This is a genomic window from Longivirga aurantiaca (genome assembly GCF_042660085.1).
GTDB classification, from domain to species: domain Bacteria; phylum Actinomycetota; class Actinomycetes; order S36-B12; family CAIYMF01; genus Longivirga; species Longivirga aurantiaca.
In genome coordinates this window covers 1-16280 of record NZ_JBHSTI010000009.1, presented here as the reverse complement: position 1 = coordinate 16280, position 16280 = coordinate 1, and the positions used below count along the sequence as shown (strand labels likewise).

Below are 16280 nucleotides of genomic sequence, written 5' to 3'. Positions count from 1 at the left end.
TTCAGGCCAGCCCGTCGTACTCGATGACCTTGTACGGCGTGATGCGCACGACGACACGGACGTTGTCTGTGCCGTCGTCGAAGGAGTAGCGATCGTCCTGGGTGTACTTGCGCGACAGAGTCTCGATCAGCTCGCGTCCTCCCTCTCGGGTCATGGTCACGTGGCCTCGGACCTCGAGGTAGATCCAGGGCCGTCCGTGCGGCATGAGGAGGACGGTCGCGCGGGGGTCGCGCACGAGGTTGACGTGCTTGCGCCGTCCCTCGACCGTCGACACGAGGATGTCGTCGCCGTCGAGAGTCGCCCACACGACCGACAGGTGCGGCTGCCCGTCGGCCTCGATCGTCGCCAGGGTCACGTACTCGCGGTGGGCGAAGAGCTCTCGCGCGGCATCCGACATGGTCGCGGTCATACGGCGTCACGCTCCGGTTGTGCTGCGAGGGACGTCGGCAGCGCGGCGCGCCGCCTGAGTGCTGCGAGCTCGAACGCGATGACGGTGGCTGCGACGGCCGTCCCGACCGCGGCCGACAGCGTGACGAACGGATCGCCGCGCATGACGCCGTGGAGGGTCCAGCTGCAGTTGCCCGCGAAGCCGATCCACAGGCTCGTGCGCGAGACCTCCGACGGGCTGGCGGCCTGCCAGGTCTGGCACGACCGCACCACCTGGGGGATCCGAACGAGCGACGACGCGACTCCGGCTACCACCACCAGGCCCAGCGGCGCCGCGAGGCCGGTCAGGAAAGCGATCGAGTCGCCGGCGAGGACGAGGACGACCATCAGCGGGGTCCGGGGCGTCGGGTAGCCGTCGGCGCGCAGGGTAGCGACCAGGACCCACCAACATGCGAGCAGGAACGTGGTGTTGCCGACGCCCAGCGCCACGTTCTCCGTCCGCAGCGCGAAGCCGGCCCAGGTGGACGCTGTCAGCGTGAGCAGGAGCCACGAACCGAGCGAGACGCCGACGTACGACCGGTCGCGCCAGATGGTGAGTGCCTGCGGCAGGACCATAGACAGCGAGAACATCGCCCCTGCCGCGCCGAGGAGGACGGCGAGCTGCTCGGCGTGCATGCTCGTCGTGCTCCTTCCTCGTGGTCACATCGGACAGGCGTCGGTCGATCGGGCGGTGGCGCTGGGATCAGTCGACGGCGCCTGGCGCTGCGGTGTTCAGGCCGCCGTCGGCCACCAGAGTCGTTCCGGTGATGTAGTCGCCCGCCACGGACGCGACGAACGCGATCAGGGCCGCGACCTCGTCGGCCGACTCGACCCGGCGGAGCGGAGCGGTCCGAGCCAGGCCGGCGATGTCCACGCCGTACCGGGTCAACGCCTCGGTGTGCACGAAGCCCGGCGCGATCGCCACGGTCCGGACGCCGCGTGGCCCCCACTCGACCGCCAGCGTTCGCATGAGCGACTCGATCGCCGACCGTGCGGCCGACGAGTGCGCCATACCGGGGATGCCCCGCTGGGGCGACATGACGATGCTGATGACCTTCCCGTAGCCAGCCGGGAGCATGAAGCGCTCGGCCGCGCGCACGGTGAGGTACCAGGTGGCGTCGAGGTTGAGCCGCGTCACGGCCCGGAACCCCTTGTACGACAGCGACTCCGCAGCCGACACGAACTGGCCGCCGGCATTGTTGACGAGGATGTCGAGGCGACCGAGGTCGGCCGCCACGGCGTCCAGGACCGCATCGACGTTCTCCGGCTCGCGGATGTCGCTGGCCATGAGCGACACGGCTCCGGTGTAACCGGCGACGGACGCCCTGCGCGCCGTTTCCTCGAGTGACTCCGCGTTGCGCCCGACGACCAGGACCCGCGCACCGAGCCTCGCCATGAGCAGCGCGCTCGCCCGTCCGATCCCGCTTCCTCCTCCGGTCACCAGCGCGGTCCGACCAGACAGGGAGCCGTCGGCGAGGACCGCGAGCGACTGGGGGCTCGTCGGCTCGACCGGCGTGGCCGCGGTCTCCTCGGAACTGCTGGGCTTCGTGGCTGTCATAGTCGTCCCTCGGATTCTGCTCGAATGAGCACTCGTTCTGCCTGCTTGATGATCGGGCCGTCGACCATGCGTCCGTCGAACGTGGTCACTCCGCCGCCGGCCGAGGCCTCGAGCAGGCGACGCGCCTGCTCGATCTCCTGCGGAGTCGGCGCGAAGGCAGCGCGGATGACCGGCACCTGCGAGGGGTGGATGGCGACGGTGACGTCGAATCCCACCGCCACGGCGTCCTCGCACTGGCTGCGGAGGCCGTCGAGATCCGGGATGTCCATGAACACCGCATCGATCGCGAGGTGTCCGGCCGCCTTCGCGGCGAGGAGCGAGACGCTGCGCGCATGGCGGGCGACGTCGCGATAGCCGCCGTCGCCATGCCGACTGGACGAGCCGCCCAGGTCGGCGACGAGGTCGTCCGCCCCCCACATGACGGCGGCAACGCCGGCGGCCGAGGCGATCTCCCCCGCCCGCGTGATGCCGTGGACGGACTCGAGCAGTGGGATGAGCTTCAGGTCCCTGAGCGCCGACAGGTCGCCGGGACCCTCGCACTTCGCCACCATCACGACGCGGACACCAGCCGCGCGCAGCACCTCGACGTCGCGCGGGTGGTCGGGAGTCGAGGCGCCGTTCACGCGCACGACCGTGCGCTCGAGATCGAGTGTCCCGGCCTCTGCCAGGGACTTCACCGTGTGGCGGGCGGCCGGCTTGTGGGTGGGGGCGACGGCGTCCTCAAGGTCGAGGATGACGACGTCGGCTACGGCCAGGGCCTTGAGGTAGCGGTCGGGTCGGTCGGCGGGGCAGAACAGCCACGCGGGCCCGGGGTTCCAGCTCATGCCGGCGCCATCCTGACGAGGGTCTTGCGGGTCGCGGTGGCCACGACGTCGCCGTGCTGGTTGCGGGCGGTGTGCTCGAAGGTCACCACCCCCTCACCCGGCCGGCTGGAGGACTCACGCTTGTCGAGCACGAGGGTCTCGGCGTAGATCGTGTCGCCGTGACGCACCGGGTGCGGGAACGCGATGTCGGAGAACCCGAGGTTGGCCACGATCGTCCCCTGCGTCAGCTGGGCGACCGACAGGCCGACCAGCGTGGAGAGCGTGAACATCGAGTTGACCAGCCGGTCGTGGAAGGGGGGCAGCTGCTCGCTGGCGGCCTGGTCCAGGTGCAGCGGCTGCGTGTTCATCGTCAACGTCGTGAACAGCACGTTGTCGGCCTCGGTCACCGTCCGCCCCGGCCGATGGTCGTAGATGGTGCCGACCTCCATCTCCTCGAACCACAGCCCCCGCTGCAGCACCCGACGCGGCTCGTCGGAGGTCACGACGCCACCCCGCTCAGCGCCACGATCAGCGTCGGCCCGGTCGCGGCGTGGACCTCGTCGCCGCTGACGCCGGGTGCGGTCTCGACCAGCACGAGGCCGTCGGGGGTCACGTCGATGACGGCGAGGTCGGTGATGATCCGGTCCACCACACCCTTGCCGGTCAGCGGCAGGGTGCATTCGTCGACGATCTTGTGGGTGCCGTCCTTGGCGACGTGCTCCATCATCACGATCACCCGCTTGGCGCCGTGGACCAGGTCCATCGCGCCACCCATGCCCTTGACCATCTTCCCCGGGATCATCCAGTTCGCGATGTCGCCGGCCGCGGAGACCTGCATCGCGCCGAGGATCGCGGCGTCGATGTGGCCGCCGCGGATCATCCCGAAGCTGGTGGCGGAATCGAAGAACGACGCGCCCGGCAAGACCGTGACGGTCTCCTTGCCCGCGTTGATCAGATCGGCGTCGACCTGGTCGTCGCTCGGGTACGGACCGGTGCCGAGGATGCCGTTCTCGGACTGCAGGACCACCGTCACCCCCGCCGGCATGTGCTGGGGCACCAGGGTCGGCAGGCCGATGCCCAGGTTCACGTACTGGCCGTCGCGCAGCTCCGTCGCCACGCGGGCGGCGAGCTCGTCACGGGTCAGAGCCATGGCTCAGGCCTCCTTCGTGTCGGCTTCGACCAAGGCGTATCGCCACTGCTGAACTCTGTGGATCCACTCGGCGATCTCGATCTCCTCCACGTCGACCGGTGATTCCGGTTCGTGCAATCGGCTGCGGTTCATAGCGCCCCGTCGCTGACTGTGCGGCGCTCGATGCGCTTGTCGGCGGCCTGCTCCGGGGTGAGGGCGACGACGCGCTGCACGAACACCCCCGGCAGGTGCACCTGCGCCGGGTCGATCTCGCCCGGCTCGACGAGGCGCTCGACCTCCGCGATCGTGACCCGCCCGGCCATCGCCGCCAACGGGTTGAAGTTGCGGGTCGCCTTGTCGAACACCAGGTTCCCCTGCCGATCCCCCACCGACGCCCGCACCAGCGCGAAGTCCGTCACGATCCCCCGCTCCAGCACGTACTCGCGGCCGTCGAACACCCGCGTCTCCTTCGCCGGCGACGGCACCGCGATGGACCCGTCCGCGGCGTACCGCCACGGCATCCCACCCTCGGCCACCTGCGTGCCCACACCAGCCGGGGTGAAGAACGCCGGGATCCCCGACCCACCCGCACGAAGCCGCTCGGCGAGCGTGCCCTGCGGGATCAGCTCGACCTCGAGCTCGCCGTGCAGGTACTGCCGCTCGAACTCCTTGTTCTCCCCCACATAGGACGACGTGGTGCGGCTGATCCGCCTGGCGGTCAGGAGGAGTCCGAGCCCCCAGTCGTCCACCCCGCAGTTGTTCGACACCACCCGCAGGTCCGACGCCCCACCGGCGAGCAGTGCACCGATGAGCACCGACGGGATCCCGTTCAGACCGAAGCCACCGACCGCGAGCGTCGCACCGCTCGGGATGTCCGCGACGGCGTCGGCAGCCGAGCCGACGACCTTGTCGAGCGTCACGTGTGCGCCTCTCATCCCGAGTCTGTCGGTCGCCCGGTAGACAATACCCGTTGCGCGCCCCGGTGACCACGGCGCCTGCCATTCAGGCCAGGTCGAGGACGAGGCGTCCGCGCACCCCGCCTGCCTCGAGCCGGCGGTGCGCCGCGGCGGCCGACACGAGCGGCAGGACGTCCGCGACGCGCAGTGAGAGGACCCCGGCGTCGGCGAGGTCGACGAGCGAGGTCAGCAGCGCCGTGTCCTCCGACGATGGGGTCGCCGAGACGGGCCGGACCTCGATGCCCCGCGGAGCCGGTCCCGTCCAGCCACGGGACGAGACCACGCGTCCCTCGTCGACGACCGCCCCGAGCACGAGCTCGTTCTGCAGGGCGGCGTCCACGAGCCCGTCGACGCCGTCGGGCGCTACCGCTCTCATTGCCCCGGACACCGCGGGTCCACGGGCTACCACATGGTGGGCGCCCAGGCGCCGAACCAGCTCGACATCGCCCGGTGCTGCATCGGCGACGACCACGAGCCCACGATGCGCCGCGAGCTGGACGACGAAGCCGCCGAACGCTCCCGCTGCACCAGTCACCCCCAGCGTCTGACCGGGCTCGAGCGCGAGCAGACCGAGCGCGAGGTGGGCGGTCACGCCGTTCACGATCAGCGTCGATGCCTCGTGGGCCGATCCGGACGGGGCCCTGACCACCGATGCTGCCGGACGAACGATCAGGTCGGCGTACGAGCCCTTGCAGGGATGGATCGGACGAACGAACGCAACGACTGCGTCCCCTACCGAGAGCCGGCCGTCCCCGCCTGGCCCGACGGCGTCCACAACCCCCGCCGCATCCCAGCCGGGGATGTACGGAGGCTCGACGCCCTCGTCCGCGAGCCGATGTGCCAGCAGCCCTGCCCGGATGAGCGTGTCGCTGGGCGTCACCGCCGCCGCCTGGACTCGGATGCGCACCTCCCCGGGGCCGGGCACGGGCTCCGGGAGGTCGAGCAGTCGCAGCACGTCTGGGCCACCGAACGTCGTCAGGCCGACCGCGCGCACGGACCGAGGCTAGCGGCGACCGGTCCCAGCCTGCATCGGTGCACTCTCCCGAACTGCTCCGGCTACGGTGACGCGCGTGGACGACGACGTCGCCGGAACGACGCCAACAGCGGACGAGGGAGGTCGCGCATGAACGCGCAGTCGTTGGTGGAGCGTGCCCGAGCGCAGCTGGCCGACGGCAAGACCTCCGCGGCCCTCCGCACTGCATGGCAGGCTGTCAACCAGGCGCTGCTTGAAAGCAACGAGCGCCCCATCCGTGACCTGCTTCCGGTGGCAGAAGCGCTCGCTGCAGCCACGGAAGGGCGCGAGCAGGGCGAGGCCGACAGGCTGGCGCGCTACTGCCGGGCCGTGCTCGACGGGGTCGGCGGGGGCGTCGAATCCCCCGGAGTCTTGGACCGGCTCTTCGGCCGGGGTAAGGCGTGATCGTAGGTCCGAGCGGACGCGATGCCCGGAGTGCGTCGAGTCCATCGATGTCGAGTCGACGCTGTGCTGAGATTGTCGCTACCGCTCGCCAGCGCACTGAGTGGTCCGGCGACGCTGCAGGCGAAAGCCCGATCAGCGCCCGCCGGTTCATGACGCCGCTTACCGCCGGCTAGGTCTCGAGGAACTCGCGCAGGTTGGGCGTGATGCCGAGCGTGAGCGAATGCCCACCGTGCGAGAGTCGCAGCCCGCGACCTCCCTCATCCCAGGCCGGTTCCCAGTCGTGCAACTCGAGCAGGTGCGTGACGGTCAGGAGAAGTCCCCGGCGCCGTTCCTCGGTGCTGACCGGCTCACGGTCGGTGCTCAGGGACACCTGGACGAACAGCTCCGCCTGGGACAGCCGTGCGAGTTCGGCCAGGCGCTCGTCCACGCCCAACGCCACCGGGGCCAGGTAGAGGTCGACTATGTCGTGCGGGCGGGCTGCCATCAGGTCCTCCGGGGGGTCAGGCTCGAGTGATGCCGTGCTCGTCTGCGAACGAGCCGGCCGCAGCCGCCAGGCTCGGGATGAGGGTGCTCTGGGTGACGGCGACCATGCCGCCGTCAACGGGGATCACAGTCCCCGTCATGAAGGCGGATGAGTCACTCGCGAGGAACAGCGCGGCCTGGGCGATATCCCTGGGCCGACCCACGCGGCCCAGCGGCTGCTGGTCCTTCAGCGCGTCGGCGACGTAGTCAATGAACTCCGGTGCGAGCTCGTCCGGGAGGCCGAAGTACTTCACCATGATCGGCGTCATGGTCATGCCGGGTGCGACAGCGTTGCTGCGGATGCCGTACTGCCCCAGCTCGTACGCCGCCTGCCGGACGACTCCGACCACCGCATGCTTGCCGATCGTGTACGCCGCAGCGGACCACCCTCCCGCGAAGGACGCACCGCTGGCGGTGGTGATGATCGACCCCGGCGTGCCCTGCGCGATGAACTGCTTCGCTGCGAAGCGGTGCCCGTACACGACCGAGGCCACCACGAGACGCAGCGTGGAGTCCAGACCTTCGGGCGACAGGTCGAGGAGCGACGACGTGTCGCCCCCCGACGCCGCGTTGTTGTACATCACGTCGAGTCGACCGAACCGCTCGACCGCGGCCGCGACCGCAGCCTCGACCTGGTCGGACTCCGTCACGTCGGTCCGGACGAAGTGAGCCGCGTCGCCGAGGCGGGCGGCCAGGGCCTTGCCCGCATCGGCGGAGACGTCGGCGATCACCACCTGGGCACCATGCTCGACGAACAGCTCTACGGTGCCCTCGCCGATGCCGCTCGCGCCGCCGGTGACGATCGCCACCTTGCCGTCGAGCTGACCGCTCATGATCGTGACCTCCCCCGAGCCTGGCGGCTCATCCCTGCGGGAAGACGCGGTAGCTGGGGTCGTCCGGGCCACCGGTGCCGAAGGCCGTGGCCGAGCCGTCGATCGTGGGACCTCCCCAGAACATCTTCGGTACCTGCGGGTCCGGGCCGGGCCACGGCGTCGACACGGTGTCGGTGCGTCCGTAGTCGTAGATCACCTGACGCTTGGCGATGCGGAAGATGCCGTCGTTGCGGCGCTCCCACTCGTCGATGTAGCGCCCAGCGGCGTACAGGAAGATCTGCTCACCCTCGTGCTCGGAGATCTGCACAGAGTTGAAGTACACCTCGCTCCTGGCGCTATCCCCGTCAACCTCGATGAGGTGCTGCCCCAGCACGTGCCCGGTCTGGGTCCACTCGTTCGGGAATCCGTTGCCATCGCGGCGGACGAGGGTGGCGAAGACGTGGCCTGAGGCCTGGAGCCCGTAGCCGTGATCGTCGAACGAGTCCTCGTGGTACACCTGCTTGAGGAGCTCCTCGTCACGGCGGTCGATGCCGCGGGCGTACACCGCCATCTGGTAGCGAATCTGCTCCTTGGCGAGCAGCTCGTCGATTGCGCTGTCGTTGCTCATGTGCCGCGCTCCTTGTTGGGGTTCAGATCGTCGGGGGTTCGGATCAGCCGATCGCGATGGGATTGACCGGGCTCCCGGTCGCACCCTTGACGAGCAGCGGTGACACGCAAAAGAGGAAGTCGTAGCGCCGATCCTGTGACAGCTCCTGCAACCACAGGTGCTCCATCAGGTAGATGCCGTGGCGGACAAGCAGCTCGAGGTGTGTGCCCAGGAACTCGTCGCCGTCCCACGGCATCACCTCGACACTGCTGTTGTCCGCCCCTACCGCGGTCACGTCGTGCTCGGCCAGCCACCGGGCCACGTCCAGACCGATTCCCGGCTGCTCGAACTCGAGCTCGCCGCCGCTGGCGAGGCAGTGCTCGAGCCAACCGGTGCGCACGGCTACGACGTCACCGGGTCTGACATCGCTGCCCTGCGCCTCGAGCGTCTCGAGGAAGTCCTCGAGCGTGATGGCGACGGGCGGCAGGAGCGGCACGCCCTTGTGGGCTGCGACGTCCACGAGGACTCCCCGCGCGGCGAACGCTCCGGTCTTCTCGATCCCGCACTTGGCTGCGCCGTCGAGGGAGGTGAAGCCCTCCTTGGGGTAGCCGTTGTACATCTCGCCGCCATGGTCGACGTGGCACAGCGCGTCCAGATGCGTCCCCGAGTGGGTCGCCAGCATGATCACGTCTTCGGACCAGCCGAGCTCAGGGGGCGCCCCGATGCCCTCGAACCACCCGCGGTCCGAGTGGTTCAGGAGAGTGAAACGGCGAGGGACACCGCGATGCGCGAGGGTCGGCAGTCCCTCGCGATGGAGGACAGTGCCGAGCTGGTAGACGCGGCCAGTACGGATGCTTTGGGCCGCGGCGAGCACTGTCTCGGCACTGAGATGGTTGAGGGCGCCCCGCTCGTCGTCGGCGCCCCAGCGTCCCCAGTTTCCTGTGGTCGAGGTAGTCATGACTGCTCCTGCTCTCGGTTGATGGACGGCTGCGAACGCACGGGAATCAGGGTCGGCCGGCTCATCGTCGGACCTCGAACCCGGCTGCCTCGCGGTCCCAGGTGGCCGGCGTCAGGCCCCGCTCCTTGAGCACGCCGTACATCGGCCTCTGGGTCGGGGTCTTCGGGACCTCCTCGACGAACTCCACGTACCGGGGGATGGCCTGGTACGCCATTCGCCCTTCGCAGAAGCGGAGCACGTCCTCGGGCGTGAGGGTCGAGGCGTCGACGGGACGGATGACCACCTTGATGTCGTCCTCACCCAGCGGTGAGGGGACCGCGTGGGCGGCCACCTCAAGAACGTCCGGGTGGCTGATGAGGACGGACTCGATCTCCCATGCCGAGACGTTGACCCCCCGTCGACGCATCGACTCCTTCTTGCGGCCTCGGTAGTAGTAGAAGCCGTCCTCGTCGTACTCACCCAGATCACCCGAGTGAAACCAGCCGCCGCGATAGGCGTGCGCCGTCTCCTCAGGCCTGTTCTCGTAGTCGGTCATCTGACCCTTGGCGTGTCTGAAGGTGATCTCGCCGACCTCGCCCGGACCCAGGGCCCGGTCCTCGTCATCGACGATGCGGTACTCGACGCCCGGAACCGGCTTGCCCACCGAGCCGACCTTCCCGACGTCGTTGAGGAGGCTGCCGACCGCGTCCACCATGCCGTAGGTCTCGATGATGCGGACCCCGAAGCGACGCTCGAACTCTCGCCACGAATCGGCAGGGCAGGCCATGGACAGCAGGGCCCTCACCGGGTTGTCCGCATCGTCGGATCGCGCAGGCTGCTTAAGGAGGATGGGGATCATCGCACCTACCGCGTTGAACTCGACCGCGTCGTAGCGCCTGATCTCGTCCCACCACCGCGAGGCGCTGAAGCGCTCCCCGAGGGCGAACTTCGCTCCCACCGTGATCGAGCCCATGGCCTGCACCAGGAGCGCGTTGCCGTGGTACAGAGGCGTAGCGGCGTACATGGTCTCGCCCGGCTGCACGCCCGAGGCGCGCAGCACCAACTCCATCGGCCCGAAGTCGTACGCGGTCGCGACGACTCCCTTCGGCGGGCCCGTCGTCCCGGACGTGTAGATCAAGCCACTGCCGCCCGGCGCGTCGGAAAGGTCTACGTCGGGCTCGGTGTCGGGAGAGGCGAAGAGTCGCTCAAAGGTCACGGGCGCGGCATGGCTCGGAGCCGTGCCCAGTCCGACGATGTGCTGAAGCGTCTCGACACCTTGAGAGGCTGCGAGCACATGGGGGAGGTAGTCCCCCTCGACGAGGATCGCTTTCGCCCTGGAGTCGACGATCATGTGCCGGAGGGTCTCGCCCCGCTGCTGCGTGCTGACCGGGACCGAATGGGCCCCGATCATGATGATCCCGAGGTGCGACCAGAGAAACTCCGGTCGGTTGCTCATCACGATCATGACGCGGTCCCCGGGCCGGACGCCCAACTCGAGCAGGCCGTTGGCGACTCGGGACATCGCGGAAAGGACGTCGCTCCACGAGTAGGTCTCGTCACGGAACTTGAGCCACACGTCGTGGGCATCAGTCGCCGCCCGTTCCCGGATCAGCGCCTCGTACTTGCCCTGCACTCGAATGGCCATGTCCCTCGTCTTCCGAATCGCGTGCTGGTTGTGGCTGGATGCGGAGTCGACGTACCTCTAGCTCGGCGGGGGAAGCACCGCTGCCGGGACGGACACACCGCCGTCGACCATCAGCTCGGTGCCGGTGACAAAGCTGGCACCCTCGGACAGGAGGAAGAGCACCACCTCGGCGACCTCCGCGGGGTCTCCCATCCGTCGAAGCGGTGCCCCGGCGAACATGCGCTCGTCGTAGTGAGCTGTCATCGCGGTCCTGATCGGCCCCGGGTTGACGCAGTTGACACGGATGCCCAACGGGCCGAGCTCATTCGCTGCCGCGAACGTCATGCCGCGGACCGCCCACTTGGAGGCGCCGTAGGCGAAGGAGCCCGCAAGCCCTTTGACCGCCGCGATCGAGCCGATGTTCACGATGGAGCCGCCCCCGGAAGCACCCATCTTGCGCCCTGCCACCTTGAGCCCGAGGAACGTCCCCAGCTGGTTGACCGATGTGACGGCCATGAACTCCTCAGCGCTGACCTCGAGCATCGGGCCGCGTCGGATGATGCCCGCTGCGTTGACGAGCATCGTGGGCGCTCCGAACGCCTCGCGCGCCGCAGACCACACCTCTTCCCAGCCGGACTCGGATGAGACGTCGAGGGGCATGAAGAGCGCCGCCTCCCCGTACTCGGCCGCGACGGCCCGCCCGGCGGCCTCGGTGACGTCGGCCAGCATGACTCTGGCCCCGCTCCGCAGCAGCGCCCTCGCGCATGCTTCACCGATGCCACCGCTCGCACCCGAGACGATCGCCACCTTGTCCGTCATGATGTGCCCACCTTCCGCTCGAAGCCCGTCAGGGCGACACGTGCGTGAGTAGTTCCTGCAGCTGGTCCATCGCCCGCTCAGCGTCGTCGCGGCTCACGGTGTCGATGGTCTTGCCTCGCTCCAGGATCGGGAGCGGGAAGATGACCCGCTGCACCCCGAGGGATGCGTACCTGTCGAGTGCCTTCGGCACCGGCGGGCAGCCGAGGACGCAGACCTCCAACGAGTCCGGATCACGGCCGGCGTCCTCGAACGCCCGGCGCAGGAGCGGGAGCTGGCGGGGGAGGTCGGAGCCCGCAACGGGCATCCAGCCGTCGCAGTACTCAGCGATGTGCTGGTAGGTGTTGGGGCCAGGGGCGGCACCCATCAGGACCGTCGGTCGTTCGCGCATCCAGGGCTTCGGCCACTGCCAGGCCTCGCTGAACGAGACGCGCTCGCCCTCAGCAGCGGCGGACTCCTCCCGCCACAACGCCTCCATCGCCAGCATGTGCTCGCGCAGGGCCGCCCGCCGGCGCTTGGGATTGACGCCGTGATTCATCATCTCTTCGTCGTTCCAGCCGAAGCCGACGCCGAGGACGACGCGACCCCGGGAGATGAAGTCCAGGGTGGCGACCTGCTTGGCGCACACGAGCGCATCGTGCTGGGCGGGAAGCATTACGGCAGTCCCCAGCTCGATCGTCGTGGTGACTGTCGCAGCGGCCGCCAAGGCGATGAGCGGGTCGACCATCCGCCGCATGCCCGTCGGCGGCGTCCCCATGGGGTACTGGGAGGCCATCGCCACCGGCTGGTGAGTGTGCTCACCCAGATACAGGGAGTGGAACCCCCGGCTTTCCGCACTGGTCGCAAGCTCGGGGACCGACACCGACTCGTCGGTGCACAGGGCCATCACACCGATCTTCATGGGCGGATCGCCGTACCGCGTGCCGCCCGATGAGGCCGGCTCACGAGGGGTCCGTCAGAACGAAGTTGGGTCCGACCATGCCTCCGCCGATGTCCTCGAACACAACCTGGACCCGAGCGCCGATCTTCAGCCGCGGAAGGTCGACGGTGTCGAAGTCGGAGTACATCCGAGGACCGCTGTCGAGCTCGATGACAGCGACGGCGTAGGGAAAGCCGTGCTCCCCCGGGAGGATGGCGCCGGCGGCGCCCTGGCCGGTGTTGATGCTGAACGTGTACACCGTCCCCGTCCCGGCGACGGGCACCCACTGACGCCTCCGGGACTGGCACGCGGGGCAGAGCGGTTGCGGTGGGAATCGCACCTCCTGGCAGTCCGTGCACTGCTGGACGCGGAGTTCGCCGACCCGGCAGCCCTCCCAGAACCCCTCGAACTCGGGATGGACGCGCGGCGTCAGGCTGGTTCGCATCATGAGTCCTTCGACAGCAGCATGGCGCTCGAGGCGAAGCCCGGGCCGCCGGTAACCAGCGCGATCTCGGCATCCTCGACCTGGTTGTACGAGGTGCCACGAATCTGACGCACGGCTTCCACGATGTGGTTGTAGCCGTGGATGTATGCCTCTGCCAGGTGCCCGCCGTGAGTGTTCACCGGGATCGCACCGTCGATGGCGATGTTGCCCGCCTCGATGAACGCACCACTGCCGCCGTACTCACAGAAGCCATAGGCCTCGAGCGCCATCATGACCGTGAAGCTGAAGCAGTCGTACAGCTCGGCGACGTCCACGTCTGCGGGCGATATCCCTGCCCGGCCGTACAGTTTCGGGGCGATTGTCAGAGGCGCTCCGTTGGTGATGTCGCCGCGGCGCAGCGGCCACAGCTCCCAGTAGGGAGGCACCTTGTCCGCGGACCCGGAAACGGCCTCAAGGATGCGCACCGGCTTCTGCCGGAGATCACGCGCACGCTCCTGAGTGCTCACGATGACGGCACAGGCACCGGAACTCGGCTGGAAGATGTCGAGGTCGCGGAGCGGCGACGTCACGAACGGCGTCTGGAGGTACTCGTCGACCGTGATGCGCTTCTTGCGCAGGGCGTTCGGATTGTTCGCCGAGTACGTCGTGGCCGACTGGATGAGCGAGCCGAACTGCGCCTCCGTCGTCCCGAACTCGTACATGTGCCTCGTCGCCTGAAGGGCGAAGCTCTGCGAGATCGCACCGAACCCGTGGATACGGGCGACCTCCTTCACTCCGACCTCGCTCGCCCAGAGCCATGCGGGGTTGCGACGAAGACCCTCGCCGTAGTCGACGGAGGTGAAGGCACGGAAACCGACCACGTACTGGGCGTATCCCGCCTCGACCGCCATTGCCGCGAGCTGCATCGTGGTGCAGTTGGCCCCGCCACCGATCGGCGTCTCCGCGAAGAAGCTCATCTCCTTCAGGCCGAGGTTCGCAGAAAGCATCTCCAGGGAGGCCGAGGGGTCCAGCGTGTACTTCACGATCCCGTCGATGTCGGAGACGGGGATCCCGGCGTCGTCCGCCGCCGCGATGATCGCCTCGGCCGCGAGCTCGAGGCCCGAGCGCGGGTCGCTGCCGTCGGTGAACTCCGTCTGTCCGATCCCGACTATGGCTGCCCGGGTCACGTCCTACTGCCTTCCGGGAGGTATGCGGTCGACTGGTTGGTGGCGATCTCACTCATGTCAGGACGGAGCATCTGCAGAGGCCTGGCGGTCGAACCCCTCGTACCCGTTCGCACGGACGCTCGCGAGCTTGTCCTTGTACATGAACATGGGCATGAGGTACGCGGTGAAGTTCGTCTTCACCTTGCCCGGGATGTTGTGACCGGTGATCCACGACTGCGCATCCTTGAGAACGGTGATCTGCAGCGTGGCGTTGATCATGTCGACCCACTCCTGCTCCGCCGAGTGGGTGGCCTCGATTCGCGCGACACCGTCGCTCTCGGCGTCCGCGATCGTCTGGGTGATCCAGTCGACGGGGCCCTTCGCGCTTGCGGGGAAGTTCCCGCCCACTCCCTGCGGGCCCACCATGAACAGGTTCGGGAAGTGGTGGACAGTCAGCCCGAGGTAGGTGCGCGGCCCGTCGCTCCACCAGTCCTCCAGCGCGACGCCGCCTGAACCGACGATGCCCAGCTTGTTGAACGATCCCGCCAGGGCATCGAAACCGGTGGCGAGAATGATGTCGTCGAACTCGAGGTGGCGCTCGGTGGTCTGGATACCGGTCGCGGTGACGCGCAAGATCGCCTCTTCACCCAGGTTCACGAGCTCGACGTTGTCCTGGTTGAACACCTCGTAGTAGCCCACCTCGAGGGGCGGACGCTTCTGACCGAAACGGTGGTCCGGGATGAGCTTGCGTGCGACCTCAGGGTCGTTCACGCGCTGCTTGATCTTCTCGGTGAGGTAGGCGACGACGGTGTCGTTGGCCTCTTCGTTGATCATGACGTCCGCGAAGTTGTGCGTCAGGAAGACCAATCCAGGCATGTTCCAGAGCTTCTCGAAGTGAGCCCGTCGCTCCTCCTCCGAGACGTCGAGCGCGCCTTCTGTCAAGCTCTCGATGTTGAAGCACTGCGAGGTCGACTGCGTACGGTCGCGGATATCCGGGTAGGCGGCACGGAGCTCGGCCATCCGCTCGGCACTGATCGGGGAGTTGTTCAGGGGCGTCGCCCAGTTCGCTGATCGCTGGAAGACGGTCAACTCGCCCACGACGGGCCCCAGCGCCTGGATGATCTGGATCCCGGTTGATCCCGTTCCGATGACAGCGACGCGCCGGCCGTCGAACGATTGCGGCTCGTGCGGCCAGACTGCGGTGTGCAGCATCCGACCCTGGAAGCTGTCGAGCCCCTCGATCGCCGGGGTGTAGGGGACCGAGAGGATTCCGGTGGCTGCGACAACGTATTTGGCGGTGTAGGCACGCCCGTCCTCGGTTGCGAGGGTCCACCGGTGGGTAGATTCGTCGAACACCGTGGACACGACACGGGTGTCGAAGTCGATCGAGGGCCGCAGGTCCAGCTTGTCGGCCACGAAGTTGTAGTAGCGCTCGAGCTCGGGCTGAGTGACGAACTCCTCGCTCCAGCTCCACTCGTCGAGCAGCTCCTGATTGAAGAAGTACTGATAGGTGTAGCTCTCCGAGTCCAACCGCGCTCCGGGATAACGGTTCCAGTACCAGGCTCCGCCCACACCGCTGCCTGCCTCCAGGGTTCTGACTGAGAGTCCTCGTTCCCTCAGCAGGTGGAGCTGGTAGAGACCGACGGGACCGGCACCGATGACGATGGCGTCGTAGTCGGTGGACTGCGTGGGCTGTGTCGTCATGGCGGATCCTTCGGGTGCGGGCCGGTGCCGGGGCCGTTGGTGCGGGGATAGAGGTGTGTCGCGGATCTTGGGGTCGGGAGAGCCTGGCTCAGTGCCGTCGGCACGCCTCGACCGTGCCGCCGTCCCGATCGTCGGAGATCAGGGCGCCGGACGAGCGCGGGTGGGGCCGCCTTACTGCCGGAACGTATTGGCCGCTACGGCTCTTGTCAACCAAGCGCCCGACCGACCGCACCGGTCGGCTGGCGGATCCGCGGGGTCCCCGGGCGCGGGAACGGTTCCAGCGCAACCGAAGTGCGTGTGCCAGTGCCACAACTGGGCTGCTGGTCATTCCGGTGCTGCCGCGCCGTTGAGGAACAGGTCGACCATCCGGTCGGCGATCTGGTCGCCCGACAACGACATCTCCGGCCGGTACCAGAAGATCGTCCAGTTGAGCAGGTTCAACAGCAGCAGCGTCAACGGC

General features: G+C 68.4%; 20 protein-coding genes and 1 pseudogene. 1 reads left to right on the top strand and 20 read right to left on the bottom strand.

What is annotated here, in order from left to right; translation table 11 throughout:
• Position 1: 1 nt before the first annotated feature.
• The 8 genes from ACFQGU_RS15380 to ACFQGU_RS15345 form a co-directional block, all read right to left on the bottom strand.
• Positions 2-409 (bottom strand): PPOX class F420-dependent oxidoreductase, encoded by a 408-nt coding sequence (locus ACFQGU_RS15380; protein ID WP_386768387.1) that lies wholly within the window; start codon positions 407-409, stop codon positions 2-4.
• The gene (locus ACFQGU_RS15375; protein ID WP_386768385.1) at positions 406-1062 is read right to left on the bottom strand and encodes a PQ-loop domain-containing transporter; all 657 of its coding nucleotides are present in this window, start codon (positions 1060-1062) and stop codon (positions 406-408) included. The genes ACFQGU_RS15380 and ACFQGU_RS15375 overlap by 4 nt, the downstream gene beginning before the upstream one ends.
• 67 nt (positions 1063-1129) lie before the next feature.
• Positions 1130-1984, bottom strand: a complete 855-nt coding sequence (locus ACFQGU_RS15370; RefSeq protein ID WP_386768383.1) for an SDR family oxidoreductase — start codon at positions 1982-1984, stop codon at positions 1130-1132.
• On the bottom strand, positions 1981-2808 hold the full coding sequence (locus ACFQGU_RS15365; RefSeq protein WP_386768381.1) for an HpcH/HpaI aldolase/citrate lyase family protein: 828 nt from the start codon (positions 2806-2808) through the stop codon (positions 1981-1983). The genes ACFQGU_RS15370 and ACFQGU_RS15365 overlap by 4 nt, the downstream gene beginning before the upstream one ends.
• The gene (locus ACFQGU_RS15360; protein ID WP_386768379.1) at positions 2805-3290 is read right to left on the bottom strand and encodes a MaoC family dehydratase; all 486 of its coding nucleotides are present in this window, start codon (positions 3288-3290) and stop codon (positions 2805-2807) included. Before ACFQGU_RS15360 ends, ACFQGU_RS15365 begins: the two co-directional genes overlap by 4 nt.
• A complete protein-coding gene (locus ACFQGU_RS15355) occupies positions 3287-3937 on the bottom strand; it encodes a CoA transferase subunit B (protein WP_386768377.1) in 651 nt (216 codons plus the stop codon). Before ACFQGU_RS15355 ends, ACFQGU_RS15360 begins: the two co-directional genes overlap by 4 nt.
• Before the next feature lie 128 nt (positions 3938-4065).
• Positions 4066-4836: a CoA transferase subunit A gene (locus tag ACFQGU_RS15350; RefSeq protein WP_386768375.1), complete on the bottom strand. Its 771-nt coding sequence runs from the start codon at positions 4834-4836 to the stop codon at positions 4066-4068.
• Between the two features lie 82 nt (positions 4837-4918).
• On the bottom strand, positions 4919-5866 hold the full coding sequence (locus tag ACFQGU_RS15345) for an NADP-dependent oxidoreductase (RefSeq protein ID WP_386768373.1): 948 nt from the start codon (positions 5864-5866) through the stop codon (positions 4919-4921).
• 129 nt (positions 5867-5995) lie between these two features.
• Here ACFQGU_RS15345 and ACFQGU_RS15340 point away from each other — a divergent pair, with 129 nt between their 5' ends.
• Positions 5996-6289, top strand: coding sequence for a hypothetical protein (locus ACFQGU_RS15340; RefSeq protein ID WP_386768371.1), 294 nt, complete (start codon positions 5996-5998; stop codon positions 6287-6289).
• 169 nt (positions 6290-6458) lie between these two features.
• On the opposite strand, the gene ACFQGU_RS15335 is transcribed toward ACFQGU_RS15340, so the two are convergent.
• The 12 genes and pseudogenes from ACFQGU_RS15335 to ACFQGU_RS15280 all read right to left on the bottom strand — a co-directional run bounded on the left by ACFQGU_RS15335 (position 6459) and on the right by ACFQGU_RS15280 (position 16261).
• Entirely contained in the window at positions 6459-6773 is a 315-nt protein-coding gene (locus ACFQGU_RS15335; protein ID WP_386768369.1) for a hypothetical protein, read from the bottom strand.
• 16 nt (positions 6774-6789) lie between these two features.
• Entirely contained in the window at positions 6790-7644 is an 855-nt protein-coding gene (locus tag ACFQGU_RS15330) for an SDR family NAD(P)-dependent oxidoreductase (protein WP_386768367.1), read from the bottom strand.
• 28 nt (positions 7645-7672) lie between these two features.
• Positions 7673-8251 (bottom strand): nuclear transport factor 2 family protein, encoded by a 579-nt coding sequence (locus ACFQGU_RS15325; protein ID WP_386768365.1) that lies wholly within the window; start codon positions 8249-8251, stop codon positions 7673-7675.
• A gap of 43 nt (positions 8252-8294) precedes the next feature.
• Positions 8295-9188, bottom strand: coding sequence for a cyclase family protein (locus ACFQGU_RS15320; protein ID WP_386768363.1), 894 nt, complete (start codon positions 9186-9188; stop codon positions 8295-8297).
• 61 nt (positions 9189-9249) lie between these two features.
• On the bottom strand, positions 9250-10812 hold the full coding sequence (locus ACFQGU_RS15315) for an AMP-binding protein (protein WP_386768361.1): 1563 nt from the start codon (positions 10810-10812) through the stop codon (positions 9250-9252).
• A 57-nt stretch (positions 10813-10869) separates the two neighbouring features.
• Entirely contained in the window at positions 10870-11610 is a 741-nt protein-coding gene (locus ACFQGU_RS15310) for an SDR family NAD(P)-dependent oxidoreductase (protein ID WP_386768359.1), read from the bottom strand.
• Between the two features lie 28 nt (positions 11611-11638).
• Positions 11639-12493: a TIGR03619 family F420-dependent LLM class oxidoreductase gene (locus ACFQGU_RS15305; RefSeq protein WP_386768463.1), complete on the bottom strand. Its 855-nt coding sequence runs from the start codon at positions 12491-12493 to the stop codon at positions 11639-11641.
• A gap of 55 nt (positions 12494-12548) precedes the next feature.
• Positions 12549-12809 (bottom strand): Zn-ribbon domain-containing OB-fold protein, encoded by a 261-nt coding sequence (locus tag ACFQGU_RS15300; RefSeq protein WP_386768461.1) that lies wholly within the window; start codon positions 12807-12809, stop codon positions 12549-12551.
• Between the two features lie 24 nt (positions 12810-12833).
• Positions 12834-12971: pseudogene (locus ACFQGU_RS15295) on the bottom strand (zinc ribbon domain-containing protein); the annotation flags it as partial.
• Entirely contained in the window at positions 12971-13993 is a 1023-nt protein-coding gene (locus ACFQGU_RS15290; protein ID WP_386768357.1) for a thiolase C-terminal domain-containing protein, read from the bottom strand. The pseudogene ACFQGU_RS15295 and the gene ACFQGU_RS15290, both read right to left, overlap by 1 nt.
• A gap of 201 nt (positions 13994-14194) precedes the next feature.
• Entirely contained in the window at positions 14195-15820 is a 1626-nt protein-coding gene (locus tag ACFQGU_RS15285; RefSeq protein WP_386768355.1) for a flavin-containing monooxygenase, read from the bottom strand.
• A gap of 324 nt (positions 15821-16144) precedes the next feature.
• Positions 16145-16261 carry a hypothetical protein gene (locus ACFQGU_RS15280; protein ID WP_386768459.1) on the bottom strand — a complete coding sequence of 39 codons (117 nt, stop codon included), beginning with the start codon at positions 16259-16261 and terminating at the stop codon, positions 16145-16147.
• Positions 16262-16280 lie beyond the last annotated feature (19 nt).